At 63.2% G+C, this 12,909-nt stretch carries 16 protein-coding genes and 1 pseudogene; 11 read left to right on the top strand and 6 right to left on the bottom strand.

Translation table 11 applies throughout. From position 1 onward, the window contains the following. Positions 1-455 precede the first annotated feature (455 nt). Genes AC0IYU_RS34610 through AC0IYU_RS34600 form a run of 3 tightly spaced genes read left to right on the top strand, consistent with a single transcriptional unit; the run spans position 456 to position 1,621 of the window. Positions 456-644 (top strand): hypothetical protein, encoded by a 189-nt coding sequence (locus AC0IYU_RS34610; RefSeq protein ID WP_472126871.1) that lies wholly within the window; start codon positions 456-458, stop codon positions 642-644. Between the two features lie 43 nt (positions 645-687). Further along, complete coding sequence (locus AC0IYU_RS34605) at positions 688-897, top strand: hypothetical protein (RefSeq protein WP_472126868.1); 210 nt, start codon at positions 688-690, stop codon at positions 895-897. 4 nt (positions 898-901) lie between these two features. Beyond that, positions 902-1,621 (top strand): SOS response-associated peptidase, encoded by a 720-nt coding sequence (locus AC0IYU_RS34600; protein WP_472126865.1) that lies wholly within the window; start codon positions 902-904, stop codon positions 1,619-1,621. Positions 1,622-1,625: 4 nt separating this feature from the next. Here the strand turns inward: AC0IYU_RS34600 and AC0IYU_RS34595 are convergent, their stop codons facing one another. From AC0IYU_RS34595 to AC0IYU_RS34585, 3 genes are all read right to left on the bottom strand, one after another. Further along, a complete protein-coding gene (locus tag AC0IYU_RS34595; RefSeq protein WP_472126863.1) occupies positions 1,626-1,910 on the bottom strand; it encodes a hypothetical protein in 285 nt (94 codons plus the stop codon). 39 nt (positions 1,911-1,949) lie between these two features. Further along, positions 1,950-2,321, bottom strand: coding sequence for a hypothetical protein (locus tag AC0IYU_RS34590; protein ID WP_472126860.1), 372 nt, complete (start codon positions 2,319-2,321; stop codon positions 1,950-1,952). 504 nt (positions 2,322-2,825) lie between these two features. Continuing rightward, entirely contained in the window at positions 2,826-3,401 is a 576-nt protein-coding gene (locus AC0IYU_RS34585) for a TetR/AcrR family transcriptional regulator (protein WP_472126857.1), read from the bottom strand. 150 nt (positions 3,402-3,551) lie between these two features. On the opposite strand from AC0IYU_RS34585, the gene AC0IYU_RS34580 reads away from it, so the two are divergent. The 7 genes from AC0IYU_RS34580 (at position 3,552) to AC0IYU_RS34550 (ending at position 7,485) form a co-directional block, all read left to right on the top strand. Next, positions 3,552-4,286, top strand: a complete 735-nt coding sequence (locus AC0IYU_RS34580) for an SDR family NAD(P)-dependent oxidoreductase (protein ID WP_472126854.1) — start codon at positions 3,552-3,554, stop codon at positions 4,284-4,286. Between the two features lie 47 nt (positions 4,287-4,333). Beyond that, entirely contained in the window at positions 4,334-5,086 is a 753-nt protein-coding gene (locus tag AC0IYU_RS34575; protein ID WP_472126852.1) for an SDR family NAD(P)-dependent oxidoreductase, read from the top strand. 32 nt (positions 5,087-5,118) lie between these two features. Further along, entirely contained in the window at positions 5,119-5,718 is a 600-nt protein-coding gene (locus AC0IYU_RS34570; protein WP_472126849.1) for an NADPH-dependent F420 reductase, read from the top strand. Between the two features lie 34 nt (positions 5,719-5,752). After that, positions 5,753-6,166 (top strand): nuclear transport factor 2 family protein, encoded by a 414-nt coding sequence (locus tag AC0IYU_RS34565; protein ID WP_472126846.1) that lies wholly within the window; start codon positions 5,753-5,755, stop codon positions 6,164-6,166. A 111-nt stretch (positions 6,167-6,277) separates the two neighbouring features. Next, positions 6,278-6,910: a class I SAM-dependent methyltransferase gene (locus AC0IYU_RS34560; RefSeq protein ID WP_472126843.1), complete on the top strand. Its 633-nt coding sequence runs from the start codon at positions 6,278-6,280 to the stop codon at positions 6,908-6,910. A 240-nt stretch (positions 6,911-7,150) separates the two neighbouring features. After that, complete coding sequence (locus AC0IYU_RS34555; protein WP_472126874.1) at positions 7,151-7,387, top strand: hypothetical protein; 237 nt, start codon at positions 7,151-7,153, stop codon at positions 7,385-7,387. Next, positions 7,309-7,485: a LysR family transcriptional regulator gene (locus AC0IYU_RS34550; protein WP_472126841.1), complete on the top strand. Its 177-nt coding sequence runs from the start codon at positions 7,309-7,311 to the stop codon at positions 7,483-7,485. Before AC0IYU_RS34555 ends, AC0IYU_RS34550 begins: the two co-directional genes overlap by 79 nt. Positions 7,486-7,608: 123 nt before the next feature. On the opposite strand, the gene AC0IYU_RS34545 is transcribed toward AC0IYU_RS34550, so the two are convergent. From AC0IYU_RS34545 to AC0IYU_RS34535, 3 genes and pseudogenes are all read right to left on the bottom strand, one after another. Continuing rightward, positions 7,609-8,103, bottom strand: coding sequence for a nucleotidyl transferase AbiEii/AbiGii toxin family protein (locus AC0IYU_RS34545; RefSeq protein ID WP_472126839.1), 495 nt, complete (start codon positions 8,101-8,103; stop codon positions 7,609-7,611). 61 nt (positions 8,104-8,164) lie between these two features. Then, a pseudogene (locus tag AC0IYU_RS34540) lies at positions 8,165-8,461 on the bottom strand (nucleotidyl transferase AbiEii/AbiGii toxin family protein); the annotation flags it as partial. Positions 8,462-9,988: 1,527 nt separating this feature from the next. Beyond that, on the bottom strand, positions 9,989-10,954 hold the full coding sequence (locus tag AC0IYU_RS34535) for an AraC family transcriptional regulator (protein WP_472126837.1): 966 nt from the start codon (positions 10,952-10,954) through the stop codon (positions 9,989-9,991). A 102-nt stretch (positions 10,955-11,056) separates the two neighbouring features. Between AC0IYU_RS34535 and AC0IYU_RS34530 the strand changes: the two genes are divergently transcribed. Then, a complete protein-coding gene (locus AC0IYU_RS34530) occupies positions 11,057-12,307 on the top strand; it encodes an MFS transporter (RefSeq protein WP_472126834.1) in 1,251 nt (416 codons plus the stop codon). The last annotated feature ends 602 nt before the right edge of the window (positions 12,308-12,909 follow it).

Below are 12,909 nucleotides of genomic sequence, written 5' to 3'. Positions count from 1 at the left end.
GACGTCGTCAGAGCTCTGTAAACGCGATGCTTCGGCATACTGGATGCACCGCTGGAGTTTCCACACAGCCTCGGCCGTCAGCCGTCTGCCAGCATGCCATGTTGCTCTCTGGTCGGCTGGTGAGTCTCGGACTTAAATGCCGTGGCATCGCCCACACGCGCTGCTTTCTAGGCCGTGTCCCAGACTTCACAGCGTTGGCTCAGTCCGATGGCCGCACTCTCGCGAGCGAGCCTGTCTCGGACTTTAATGTCAAAGAACAGCTCCCACCGCGTAAGGCGACCCATTCCCGGACGACGGGCAGTACACCGCGCCTGCGCCGTCTTGCAGCCAGCGCGTTTAACGCGAGTGATCGTCCTGCAGGCGCCAGCCGCAGCCGGCTTGAAGCCTCCCATTGAGGAGAGCCGCCCCATCCGAAGTACTGGGTAAATATACAGTTATTGGATTAGACTGCAGGCATGGAAGAAATGCCGGCGAACCTCTGGATTGCCGCCTGCGCGCACCGGTTGCAGAAGCAGTGGCACACCGTCGACCCCCTCGATTTGGAGGATGTCGCGCGCGACTTGTGGCGCGACGCGCGGCTGCGAGCGATGCCGCCCGACGAGGCGGCCGTCGACTGGCTCAAGCCGATCAACGAGGTCGGGTAACTGTGGAGTACGGCGGCGCGCCGCGGGCCCTCAGAATGTGCCCATGACCCACCTTCGTCAGATCGCTCTCACGGTGGACGAACCGGACCCGGGGCACTTTTGTTGGGTGCTGATCGAGGCCGATGGCGACGCGCGGTTGTACGACGAACTGAGGGTGTGCCAGGAGCCCTTCGGCACGTACATGGAGGCGCTCGAAGCGGGCTTTGCCGAGTTGCGGCGGATGGTCAACTGGCGCGATGGCCTGAGGGGGTGAGCTGATGTGCAGCCACTACCAAGCCGAAAAGCGCAGGCGGCAAATCGAAAAGCGTTTCGGGATCACGCTGCCGCCCAACTGGGAACCCCCGCCAGGGGGCATGCATATCCACCCCACGTACATGGCGCCGATCATTCGCCGCCCGCCGGAACGGAACGCAGACGACGAGGCGTTGCCGGACTTCGAGGTGGTCGACGCCCACTTCGGCTTGCTGCCGCCCTTCGCCAGGGATCTGAGGTACGGCGCGCAATACCGCACCTACAACGCGCGCACAGAGACCGTTGCCCAGCTCCGAACCTTCAAGCCGTCCTGGGAGAAGGCCAGGCACTGCATCGTGCCCTGTGAGGCGATCTACGAGCCTGACTGGCGCACGAACGAGCACGTCCCCACTCGGTTCACCGCAGCGAATGACGACATGCTCGGCGTGGCCGGCATCTGGGCGCCATGGACGAACCCGGCCACGTCGCAGATCGAGCTGAGTTTCGCGATGCTCACGCTCAACGCGGACGATCACCCAATGTTCAAGCTGATGCACCGGCCCGACCCCAAGCGGCCGCCGGACAAGCAGGACAAGCGCATGGTGGTGATCTTGCCGGCCGGCCTGTACGAGGCTTGGCTCGACGCGCCGGTGGAGCGCTCGCTCGAATTCGTTGCTCAGTACCCAGCTGACCTGCTGTGCATGACGCCTGAGCCCATCGAGCGGCCTCAGATGCAGCTCTTCTGATCCTTCAATGCATGCCTGGTGGCCGCCGTGGCGGTGGAGGCGTGAACGGTTCTTCGAGTTCGTGCCCGGGCAGTTCGTAGCCGAGCGTCATGAACGCTACCTCGGCCGCCTCCCTCGGCGCACGGTCGGCGTTGAGGGGGTAGAGCGTGGCCGCCAGGCCAACGAGCCATTCGCGGTCGACCTCGCCGCCGCACAGCTCGTGGAATTCATCCGCAAACTCGTGCCACCACGCCTCCCGTGGAGAAAGCGTGCTGTCGCCGATCACGATGGGCTTGCCGGGCTTCCACATCGGCGCATGCTACCGCCGGATCCCGCGACGCGCACCAATTCATGCTGCCGGCGGTCTCAGTTCCCCCTGCAGCGCGTTGCGCTGGTCGAGCACGTTCGCCAGGTTTTCGTGAAAGAGATCCACGTCCCGCATTCGGAAACCGAGCCAGCCGAGACCTGGGTGGCGAAGATTCAGCACCAAGCTGCCATCGGCTTCGATCGACCATTGCCAGGCAGCGCCGTCGACCTGCGGCGGGTTCTTGATGAGCAGGGGCAAGGTCTCAGGAAAAGCCGGCTCCATCGTCTTGCGCGTCTCGGCCAAGACGCGAATGAGCCGCTCTACCGCCTCCGTGGCCGGGACCTCCCCAGTATTTGTCCACGCGGCGAAGTCCTTGCCGTCCTCGTGCGTCAGCTCGACGTTCATCAGCTTCATGGCGGCGCTCCTTTCGATGGGTTGAAGTCGCCGCCCGGGCTGCCGTTTGCGAACCACCTGAAGATGTGGTGCCGGTAGTCCTGCGTCATCCGCATGTGCAGGAATCCCGACGCTGGCCGGCCGGTTTCATCGACCGGGATGCCCGCAGCGCGCAGTGCGCGCAGTTCAAATGCAGGTTCCGCGTCGCTTGGCATCTTCAAAGTTGTCGTAGGTCTATGGCAGACAGGCTTTCTCATTGCGTCCCTTGAGCATTGACAGGGCGGCGATTTGGCGCTTGGTCCGCGGCTGGCGCAATACTTGGTTCGTGGGAGCGACTGGCGTGCACGCGTCGGCATCTGGTTTTTCACGCTCATTTAACCCACTTTTTCATCGCGCGCTGACCTGCTCTCTGCATGTCGGTGAACAGGACCACAGGCGTGCGCGCTGACTTATCGGTGGATCAAGCGTCAGCGGAATGCGGGGTCACGTTCCCATGGAAATCAACAACCCGATCACCGAGCTGATTCAGCGTTGCTTCTCGACATCGATGCTCGATCGATTTGTCAGTATGGCGCTTGCGACGATGTGAAAGAGGTGATCGGCCCGTGGGGCAAATGAGGGTTGGCCGGCGAGCCAGCTGAGTGCCGACATGAGGGCGAACAGGTCCTCCCCATCCATATCGGCGCGCGCCGTTCCCTCGGCCTGAGCTCGGCGCAGCAGTCGCGCGCCCGCAGAGTGCAGCGCTGTGCTGGAAGCGTGAAGCGCGGAGTCCGGGTCCGCGTGGGCGCTCGCCATCAAGTCGCAAACGCCGCTATAGGTCTGCGTGAATCCCACCGCTTCGCGAAACCATGACACGAGCGCCTCGTCAGGTGGGCTCGACGTTTCGAGTTCGGTCGCCTGCTGGGTCAGTGCGTCCGCATTCTTGCGCAGCAACGCGTCGAACAAGGCTTCTCGCGTCGGGAAGTGCCGAAGCAGTGTGGCCAACCCGACCTCGGCCCGGCGGGCGATATCCCGCATCGACGCATCGGCGCCGTGCTCAGTGACGACGTCACGCGCGACTGCAAGTAGATGGCTGTAGTTCTTTTTGGCGTCGGCTCGCATGGAAGACCTTGACAAGTGGATCAGTGATCCGTATATTCGGATCAGTGGTTTGGATGTTGTTGCTCTTGATTTGGACCACTGATCCACATGATACCGCGCCGTTCCCCAAATGCGAACAACGACGCTTCAACTCCAACCAAGGAACATGACATGACCAGACTGAATGGAAAGACCGCCGTGATCACCGGTGGCGCAACCGGCATCGGCCTTGCAGCCGCCAAGCGCTTCGTCGAGGAGGGCGCTTTCGTCTTCATCTTCGGCCGCCGGCAGGAAGCACTCGACGCCGCCGTAGCCGAACTGGGACCCAATGCCCGCACGGTGAAGGGCTCCGTCTCCAATCCAGCCGACCTCGACCGGCTCTATGCCGCGGTGAAGGCCGAGCGCGGCACCCTCGACATCGTCTTTGCCAATGCCGGCGCGGGCGGCCCGTTGGCGCTCGGCAAGATCACCGCCGAGCACATCGACGAAGCCTTCGACACCAATGTGAAGGGCGCGATCTTCACGGTCCAGCAAGCGCTGCCGTTGATGGGCAAAGGTGGCTCGATCATCCTCACCGGATCGAGCGCAGGCACCACGGGCGCCCCGGGATTCACTGCCTACAGCGCGAGCAAGGCGGCGGTGCGCAACCTTGCGCGGACCTGGGCGGAGGACTTGAAGGGCACCGGCATCCGGGTCAACGTGTTGTCGCCCGGCCCCACGGCGACCGATCTTGCGAAGGCAGCGCTGGGTGAGGAGGGCGTCAAGGCTTTCGGCGCGATGACGCCACTCCAGCGCATGGGCGATCCGGCGGAGATCGGCGCCGTGGCTGCCTTTCTCGCGTCGTCGGACAGCAGCTTCATGACCGGCAGCGAGGTCGCCGTCGACGGCGGCTTGGCACAACTCTGAACCCGGCGCGGTTCCATCCCTGACTCAGGTACGAAAGGAAAAAGATCATGAAAAAACTCGAAGGCAAGATCGCAGTCATCACCGGCGGGAGCAGCGGGATTGGCTTGGCCACAGCCAAGCGCTTCGTGGCAGAAGGTGCGCACGTTGTGATCACTGGGCGACGAGAGAAAGAACTGGCGGAGGCTGCTGCCTCCATCGGGAGAAACGTGACGACGGTCGTGGGCGACGTGTCGCGCTTGGAAGATCTGGACCGGCTCTATGCCGTCGTGAAAGAAAAACACGGTCACATCGACGTTCTCTTCGCAAACGCAGGCGCGGGGACAATCGCACCGCTCGCGGTAGCTACGGAGGCGCATTTTGACCAGACATTTGACGTGAACGTGAAGGGGCTGTTCTTCACGGTGCAGAAGGCCCTTCCCCTCTTCAAAGACGGGGGTTCGATCATCCTGACCTCCTCCGTCTCGAACGTGCTCGGGCTCCCAGGGTTTACCGCCTACGCCGCGAGCAAGGCGGCTGTGCGCAACCTCGCGCGCGGTTGGACTTTGGAGTTGAAGGACCGCCACATCCGCGTGAATTGTGTGAGCCCCGGAGCAATCGACACCCCGGCTTTGGCGACGACGACGGGCCTTACCGCTGAGCAGGTCGAGCAAGCGGTTGCACAGTTCACCACGCAGATCCCGATGGGCCGTAGAGGCGTCCCCGAGGAAATCGCGGCTGCGGTTGCGTTCCTCGCCTCCAATGAGAGTTCTTACATCACCGGCGTGGATCTCGCCGTCGATGGAGGCATGGCGCAAGTCTGACGCCCAGCGCCAGCACCAGATCGGAGAAACATATGAACTACGCAATCATCGGATTCGGCCAGATCGGCCAGACCCTCGCCAAGGCGTTTGCTCGCAAGGGCATCGCCGTATCGGTCGCAACCACGCGCGATCCGAAGAGCTTTGCATCGGCCGCGACCGCGATCGGACCCGGAATCACCCCCACCACACTTGCGGAGGCGGTCAAGGCGGACGTCGTCTTCCTGGCGGTCCGTTTCCAATCGCACCCGGATGTCGCGAAGGCGCTGCCGAGTTGGCAGGGCAAGATCATCGTCGATGTGACCAATGCCTACGGCGTGTCCAACGAGGACCTGGGCGGACGGCCTTCGGCCAAGGTCGTCGAGGCGGCCTTTGCAGGTGGCAGGCTGGTCAAGGGCTTCAACCATTTGGTCGCCGCCGCCTTGGACCAGGATCCGGCCGTACACGGCGGCAGGCGCGTCGTGTTCCTGACGAGCGACGATGGCGATGCTGCCACGCAGATCGGCGCACTCGCGGAAGATCTGGGCTTTGCACCGATCCAGCTTGGCGCGCTGTCAGAAGGTGGGCTGCTCGTGCAGGCGCACGACAAGAGCTGGGGCCGCCTGATCTTCAAGGACTTGGTCAAGTTCGACTGATGGACACCACGACCGGAAGAATGGAGAGCACGCGATGAGCACCGAGAAGAACATTCAGACCGTGAAGGACTTCTTCACCGCGATCGGCCGCGGCGACAGGGAAGCTCTGCTGGCGCTGGTGGCCGAAGACATCGAGTGGATCATTCCGGGCGAGGACTGGCCGCTGGCCGGAACGCGCCACGGACACGCCGGGCTGGCGGATTTGCTAGAGACGGCATCGAAGTCGATAGAGACGTCCACGGAACCCCGGGAGTTCATAGCGCAAGGAGACCGGGTTCTCGTCGTCGGCTTCGCGAAGGGGAAGATCAAAGCGACGAACAAGACATTCGAGGACGACTGGATCTTCGCCATCACGGTCCGGGATGGCAGATTGACCCACATCCGGGAGTACGTCGACACACAGGCGCTGGCGCGGGCCTCGCAGATGGACACGTCTGGGCCGGCCTAGCGCTGACCATAGGCGGCGGCCATCAGGTCGGGGTGGAGGGCGCGTCAGCCATGGGGTCGTCCCCTCGCGCGGCTCGAACTCGTTGAATACCATTCTGTAAAGGAAATCCCCATGTACAACCAAGCCACGCTCTCTGAGCTGATCCGGTTCGCGCCAGTTGGTGCGGGCTCCACCGTCATCGACGTGTACCCAGGCGACGGCGACTGGACCCGTCTCTTTTCCGACATCGTGGGATCCGAAGGACGGGTCTACAGCTTCGTGCCGGCCGAAGTCGCCGACTTCAAGAACGATCCGGTCGGCCGCATGCAGGCGCTTGCGAAGGAGCCGGGCCGAGCGAACGTCGAAGCAGTCTCGGCGGACCTCATCGCGCTGCCGGAGGCCACGCAACCAGCGGATGTCGTATGGCTGCACTTGTTCTATCACGACCTCCACACCGCGCTGATGCAGGGCAAGGGCTCAACGGCGGCCGACTTCAATCAAGCCGTCTACGAGCGGCTCAAGCCCGGAGGCTCCTATGTCATCGTCGACCACGCCGCCGCAGCCGGGGCGGGCACGAGCGTCGCCCAGTCGCTACATCGGATTGAGCCTGCATCCGTTCGTGAGGAGGTGGAGGCGGCCGGCTTCGTACTGGCGGCGGAAAGCACCATCCTCGCGAACAAGACCGATCCGCACTCGGTCAAGGTGTTCGATCCCTCGATCAAAGGCGCCACCGATCGCTTCGCCTATCGCTTCGTGAAGCCTTGACAGATGAACGCCTCGACGCGTTCATCGCAGCCGAAGATCAGGAAGCCAAGAAGCGCGCCTCAGCCCGGATCGAGAGGCGCGGAGTGAGTCCGTTGGACGTTGGCGGCCTGCAGAGGGCCTAACTAACGCCGGACGAGGAGCCAAGGAGGACGGCTTGAGCAGATAGCAGATGTCTGTGACTTCAGGATCAAGCGCATCAAGTGCGAGGGCATGGCGAGACGGATTGAGGAAGCCACGTCCATGATCGACCAGATCGGACTTGAGCCTAGCCCGTCGAACTCCAGCGTGACCCGGCCCGTCGTCGCCGACGCCCGACTTGGCTGCCCGCAGCCAATTATGATGCAGGCTTCCGTCGATCCGACAACGGAACATTACCCCGTACACACCAAGGTCAGTCCATGGATCGGTTCTCCACGCTCCAGCTCTATGTGCGCGTCTTCGAAAGCAGCAGCTTCACGAAGGCTGCGCAGGAAATGAGGATTGGTCAGCCAGCCGTGAGCAAACAGATCTCAGCGCTCGAATCACGGCTCGGCGCGCGTTTGTTCGTTCGATCGCCGAGGCACCGTACGACCTAGTGCGCGCTTTGGCATCCGTGTCGCCACTGGCGGGACTAGGGCACCACGATGCGAACTGTGCTTGAGTGCCGCCGCAGCAGGCGCACCCTCGACGTCTTCATCGGCAATCCCGTACAGGATCGTTCAACCACCAGTTTCGCGAAGGCAGCGCAATTCAGAAGGCCCCGAGTATCTGGAACTCGTCGCGCAACAACGCGACGACCTGGGCGAGGTCCAGGGCCTCGAGTCGGTTCTTTTTTTCAGGAAGGCCGCCCACTGTCGTTGCTTCGCGGCATCCTGCACGAATGCATTGCTCAAGCCCGAGGGGAGGGTGCTGGGCATCGCGAGTTTCCGGCGATCAAACGTGGCCTCGACTGCGCGGCGCAGTTCGGCGGCTTTCAAGGCATCCTCGGCAAGCAGTACCCAGAGATCGAAGTAGTCCTTCATGCGGGTATTGGCTATGCCGAGCACGCACACCGCATGAAACTTCTCGGCCACCACCGTGTATTTCAGATAGGAGCGCAGTTGCGGGGCGGGCAGATCTTCGAGCAGCGCCGGGTAGCTGACCTTCTCCGGCGCCGGCGTGACCGCGTCGCCAAAACCGATGTCCACCTGCAGCGCGATGCGCGCACCGTCCATTCGCCCGCAGGTCGATCCGGACACCGCCGTAGCCCGCCTCCTTGCGGATCACCGAACCTTTGACCGAGGCAGGATCGAATGCGATGCCATCCTCCACCTCGATCTGGCAGATCTCGCGGAAGGCCGCCACGGCGGTGTCGAGATCGTCTGGACCGAGGCCCAGCAGGTCCGCATCCCGCGTCGGCCGATGTGGTTGGTCGTACCACAGCGAAAACAGCAGTGCGCCCTTCAGCAGGTAGTTGGCGGCACGCGGGGATACCGACAGACGGTACAGGAGTCGCTCCAACCCATAGTGAGTCAGCGTCAGGTTGAAGTCTTGCTTCGTGGCATCGGCGCGCTTGTGGTTTTTCACGCTCATTTAACCCACTTTTTCATCGCGCGCTGACCTGCCTCTCTGCATGTCGGTGAACAGGACCACAGGCGTGCGCTCTGATATACCGGTGGATCAAGCGTCAGCGGAATGCGGGGTCACGTTCCCATGGAAATCAACAATTCCGGTGAAGTAGGTCATTCAAGCTCTCCTTCGTAGTGGATTTACGAGTCTAGGAAGAGAACTCCGCAGGTCAAATCAACCCGCCCGATCACCGATGCTTCTGGCCGCATCCTGCCACATTCCTGCCTGCGCTTGCGGGCCCAAAGCGGAACTTGGATCCTGCCAAAAGGCGCCATTCATACGGCAAATTCGATTGGCAAGTCTTGGGCTCGAATCTAGATGTTGTGTTTCAACACCATGATCCGTTTGCCTCTTGCGAGTTGCGTGCACACAGGGCGTAAATCTCGACGCGTGCGTTTTTGGCGTTAGGTGGTTTTAACGCTGGGCTGCTTGCGCCAAAGGATTTTTTGCATATCCGGTTCTTTGAGACCCCGAGGCCGACTAGCAAGCCTTGAACGTATTCAGCGCGGTCTTGAGCCAGATTCTCATGTGCGCTTGGTCGTAATTCACCCCTGTCAACATGAGCTTCTAGGGTCCAAAGTACATCAGGGCAGCAAGGGTGTGATTTGAGACTCTCTGCGCGGTTTACCATCTCGGGAAGCCGCTCTCGTGCGCTTGCAGTCGCACGGTTGGCTGTTGGCTCAAAAAAAACATCCAGAAAATACTTGCCATCGAAAGTCATGCACATAACTGGGGCCTGGGCCCAAGCGGCACTGACGCAGAAAGCAAAGAGCGCGACGAAAGTGACTGGAATCCGCATCTAGGACCTTAGGGGTGACGCAAGACAACACAGTGGATGGTTCCATCGAGTGTCTGCTCATGGCCTACTTTAGCCGGTCAAGCCGCCGTCGTGAACGGGCCCGAAGCGGCCACTGAGAACATGCGAGCCCAGTCAGCGTCGCGTGCAGTCTGCGAGCTCAGGAATGACCTCGATACCGTCGGTCGCAGCGTACTTTATCGATGGCCTAAGCCTGAACATGAATACCGCAGTGTCCAGCTCAGAGGCTCTTGCGGTGAAGCTCACATAGGTTGGCGTGTGAATTTTCACGCTCATTTGACCCACTGGTTCATCGAGCACTGACCGTTTCTGCACGTCGGTGAACAAGACCAAAGGCGTGCGTTCTGACATACCGGTGGGTCAAGCGTCAGCGGAAAATGTGGGTCACGTCCGCATGAAAATCAACACCCTTGGCTCTCTCAGCCCTATCGAATACCGGGTGAGCCTTGGACTTGCGGCATAAAACCAGTCCAAGTTCTTATCCGCACCCCCTGCTGATCTCGATTGCACTGGCGCTAACAACAATCCTGACTTGGTCGAACGTCTCCGTACAAACGGCCCACTGGCGGAGGCGCCAAAGGAGTACTGGTACGGGGGCGACGCCCGCGGCTACTCCGACTGGCCCAATCTGCGGTAGCGTTGCTCATAAAACGTTTAGCTGAAGTCACCCCGCCTCATTGTTCCGTGGATGTTCGAAGTCGCCGCATCTCGCCTGGCGGATTGCCAGTGACGCGCTTGAAGGCGCGGCCGAAGGCGGCCTGCGACGTATACCCCAGCTGCTCTGCCACCGCGTCGATCGACAACCGGTCCTGCGTCAGCCACTGGCTGGCAAGGCGCATGCGCAGCTCGGTCGCGTAGCGCAGCGGCGGCATGCCGATCGTGGCCTGGAAGCGCTCCGCGAAGACGGAGCGCGAGATATGGCACTGTGCGGCCAGTTCGGCCACCGTCCAGTCACGCCCCGGCTGCCTGTGCAGCGCGAGAATGGCGCGCGCCAGCCGCGGGTCCCGCAGCGCTGTGACCAGTCCCGCGGCGTTGTCGCAGCCGCACTCCACCCAGCCGCGCACGATCATGGCCGCTGCCACCTCGGCCAGCCGCGCCAGGATGCCGGCGAAGCCGATGCGCCCGGAGCAGATCTCGCCCTTCATCGACGCGAGGATCGGCAGCAGGCCGGGGTAGCGCTCGCCCGTGGCATCCACCAGCATCAGCCCCGGCATCAGCCGGCCGAGGGCCTGCATGCCTCCCAGGTCGAACTCCAGGCAGCCGTAGAAGAAGATCGCGCTGGGCAGGGGGTTGGTGCTGGGGCAGGCATCCACGCCGTAGACCCCGTCGCCGAGCGGCGGCGCGGCGAAGCTGCCGATGTCCTGCACGGGCGCGTCCGGGCTCGACAGGAGCTGGTGCGCCTCGCCCTGCGGCAGCAGCACGACATTGCCGGCCGAGAGCGCGTGCAGCGTGCCATCTTGGGTGCGCAGGACGGCAGAGCCGACGGCGAGATAGTGGAAGTAGGCATGCCCGGGCCGGGCTGCGAAGCCGATGCCGAACGCGGGACCGGTCTGCACCCGCCGGTACTGCACGCCGCGCAGGCGCATGCCAGTCAGCAGTTCGCTGATGAGGTCGGAGGAAAGCGCGAATGGTGTCAGCACGGAAGGTCCGGTGTTTCGATCAAAACTTCAAGATTTGTTATCATAGATCATCCTGGAATTCGCGCCTACAGTCGCCGCTTCAATGCTTTTCAAGGACGTGTGATGAATGATGCTGTTTGCGATCCCGCGCGGCTTGCCGGCCCGGGGCACGCGCCCAGCGACGCGCTTGCCCAGCCGGCCTGGACGGCGGTGCTCTCGCTGGCGATGGGTGTTTTCGGACTGCTGACGGCGGAGTACCTCCCGGCCAGCCTGCTGACGCCCATGGCGGCCGACCTAGGCGTCTCGGAAGCCCTGGCGGGGCAGGCGGTGACCGTGACGGCCGTGGTGGCCCTGTTTGCTGGCCTGCTGGTGCCGGGCCTGACGCGGACGCTCGACCGGCGGGTTGTGCTGCTGGGCTTCTCGGCGCTGATGGTCGGTTCCAACCTGCTTGTGGCCGCATCGTCGAGCCTCGCGGTGCTGCTGATGATGCGGATCCTGCTGGGCATCGCGCTGGGCGGCTTCTGGAGCATGGCGGCGGCGGTGGCAATGCGCCTAGTGCCGACGGCGCTGCTGCCGCGCGCCCTGTCAATCATCTTCAGCGGCATCGCGGTGGGCACCGTCGTGGCGGTGCCGCTCGGCAGCTACCTGGGCGGGCGCTACGGCTGGCGCAGCGCCTTCCTCGCGGCGGCCGCGGTCGGGGTGGTGACGCTGGCCTTCCAGTGGTTCACGTTGCCGCGGCTCGCGCCCACCAAGGCCGCGCGACTGCGGACCGTACTGGAGGTGCTGCTGCGCCCGGGCATCGGCGTGGGCATGCTGGGCTGCGTGCTGGTGCACACCGGGCACTTCGCGCTGTTCACCTATATCCGGCCGTTCCTGGAAAGCACGACCGGCGTCGAGCCCGATGGGCTGGCGCTGATGCTGTTGGGCTTCGGAGTGGCGAACTTCGCCGGCACGTTGGTGGCTGGCTGGATGCTGCACCGCAGTGTGCGCGTCACGCTGGTCCTGATGCCCGCGCTCGTCGGCGTGGCAGCACTGGCCCTGGTGGGACTGCCCGCCACGGTGGCCGGGCAGGCGCTGCTGTTAGCGCTCTGGGGCCTGGCCTTCGGCGCCGTGCCGGTGGCGTGGTCGAACTGGGTGGCCCAGGCCGTCCCGGACCAATCGGAAAGCGCCGGGGGCATGGTGGTGGCGTCGGTGCAGTCGGCCATCGCCGCCGGTGCTGCGGCGGGAGGCGCGATGTTCAGCGTCAGTGGCATCGCGGGAGTGTTCGTCGCGGCCGGCATCCTGATGCTGACGGCAGCGCTGATGATCGCCCTGACGGTTAGCGCTAAGCCGACTGCTTCGGGTGAGCTGATTCAGAAGACTCATCATCTATAGATCTCATTGTTCAGGGGAGAGCGAGAGGTTTTCGCCCCTAAACATCTGCGATGGGATGTGAAGTATTTTCTGTAGATCCGATAGAAGGGGTCATTTGTGTGTTCGAGGATCTGTGATTGAGTTCCGCCACTTGCGCCACTTGCGCCACTTCACGCCGTAGCAGAAGAACTAAATCGGCGTCCTCGGGGACGCATCGCATGCGCCCGTTTGATTGGCCCGCCGCGCAGGGCGGCCGGGGCAATGAGTGCTGGCCGCCCGGCGGCCGTCGTAAATATCAAAGGGCGATGTCCGCGTCGTCGATGCCGAACCGGCGTGGCGCCGGGCTTTCTAGGATTTGAACTCCGAGGAAGCGGGGACCTGGAGCGGGGACCTTCGTTGGCGCTGCGAAGGGCGGGGGAGGGCTTGCCTGTGAGCCCTGAGGCTACCCCCTCGTTCTCGCGTTCAAGGCCCTGCGCGTGCTGCGCGTGCTCGGCGCGTGCCGCGCGCCTGCGGCGGCCTTGAGCGCTGCGCTGCGACGGGGTGGCTGGGGTCTCGCAGGCAATCCCGCCTGTGTCACCCACAGGAGTTCGTCATGAACGCTCTCACTTCTTCCGTCGTTGCGT

Source organism: Variovorax sp. AC103 (genome assembly GCF_979254005.1).
This window is presented reverse-complemented; position numbering and strand designations above follow the sequence as displayed.

Bases quoted from the DNA above. Each gene is read 5' to 3' on its own strand.
- AC0IYU_RS34610 (WP_472126871.1), top strand. From the start codon at position 456: ATGGAAGAAATGCCGGCGAACCTCTGGATTGCCGCCTGCGCGCACCGG.
- AC0IYU_RS34605 (WP_472126868.1), top strand. From the start codon at position 688: ATGACCCACCTTCGTCAGATCGCTCTCACGGTGGACGAACCGGACCCG.
- AC0IYU_RS34600 (WP_472126865.1), top strand. From the start codon at position 902: ATGTGCAGCCACTACCAAGCCGAAAAGCGCAGGCGGCAAATCGAAAAG.
- AC0IYU_RS34595 (WP_472126863.1), bottom strand. From the start codon at position 1,910: ATGTGGAAGCCCGGCAAGCCCATCGTGATCGGCGACAGCACGCTTTCT.
- AC0IYU_RS34590 (WP_472126860.1), bottom strand. From the start codon at position 2,321: ATGAAGCTGATGAACGTCGAGCTGACGCACGAGGACGGCAAGGACTTC.
- AC0IYU_RS34585 (WP_472126857.1), bottom strand. From the start codon at position 3,401: ATGCGAGCCGACGCCAAAAAGAACTACAGCCATCTACTTGCAGTCGCG.
- AC0IYU_RS34580 (WP_472126854.1), top strand. From the start codon at position 3,552: ATGACCAGACTGAATGGAAAGACCGCCGTGATCACCGGTGGCGCAACC.
- AC0IYU_RS34575 (WP_472126852.1), top strand. From the start codon at position 4,334: ATGAAAAAACTCGAAGGCAAGATCGCAGTCATCACCGGCGGGAGCAGC.
- AC0IYU_RS34570 (WP_472126849.1), top strand. From the start codon at position 5,119: ATGAACTACGCAATCATCGGATTCGGCCAGATCGGCCAGACCCTCGCC.
- AC0IYU_RS34565 (WP_472126846.1), top strand. From the start codon at position 5,753: ATGAGCACCGAGAAGAACATTCAGACCGTGAAGGACTTCTTCACCGCG.
- AC0IYU_RS34560 (WP_472126843.1), top strand. From the start codon at position 6,278: ATGTACAACCAAGCCACGCTCTCTGAGCTGATCCGGTTCGCGCCAGTT.
- AC0IYU_RS34555 (WP_472126874.1), top strand. From the start codon at position 7,151: ATGATCGACCAGATCGGACTTGAGCCTAGCCCGTCGAACTCCAGCGTG.
- AC0IYU_RS34550 (WP_472126841.1), top strand. From the start codon at position 7,309: ATGGATCGGTTCTCCACGCTCCAGCTCTATGTGCGCGTCTTCGAAAGC.
- AC0IYU_RS34545 (WP_472126839.1), bottom strand. From the start codon at position 8,103: ATGGACGGTGCGCGCATCGCGCTGCAGGTGGACATCGGTTTTGGCGAC.
- AC0IYU_RS34530 (WP_472126834.1), top strand. From the start codon at position 11,057: ATGAATGATGCTGTTTGCGATCCCGCGCGGCTTGCCGGCCCGGGGCAC.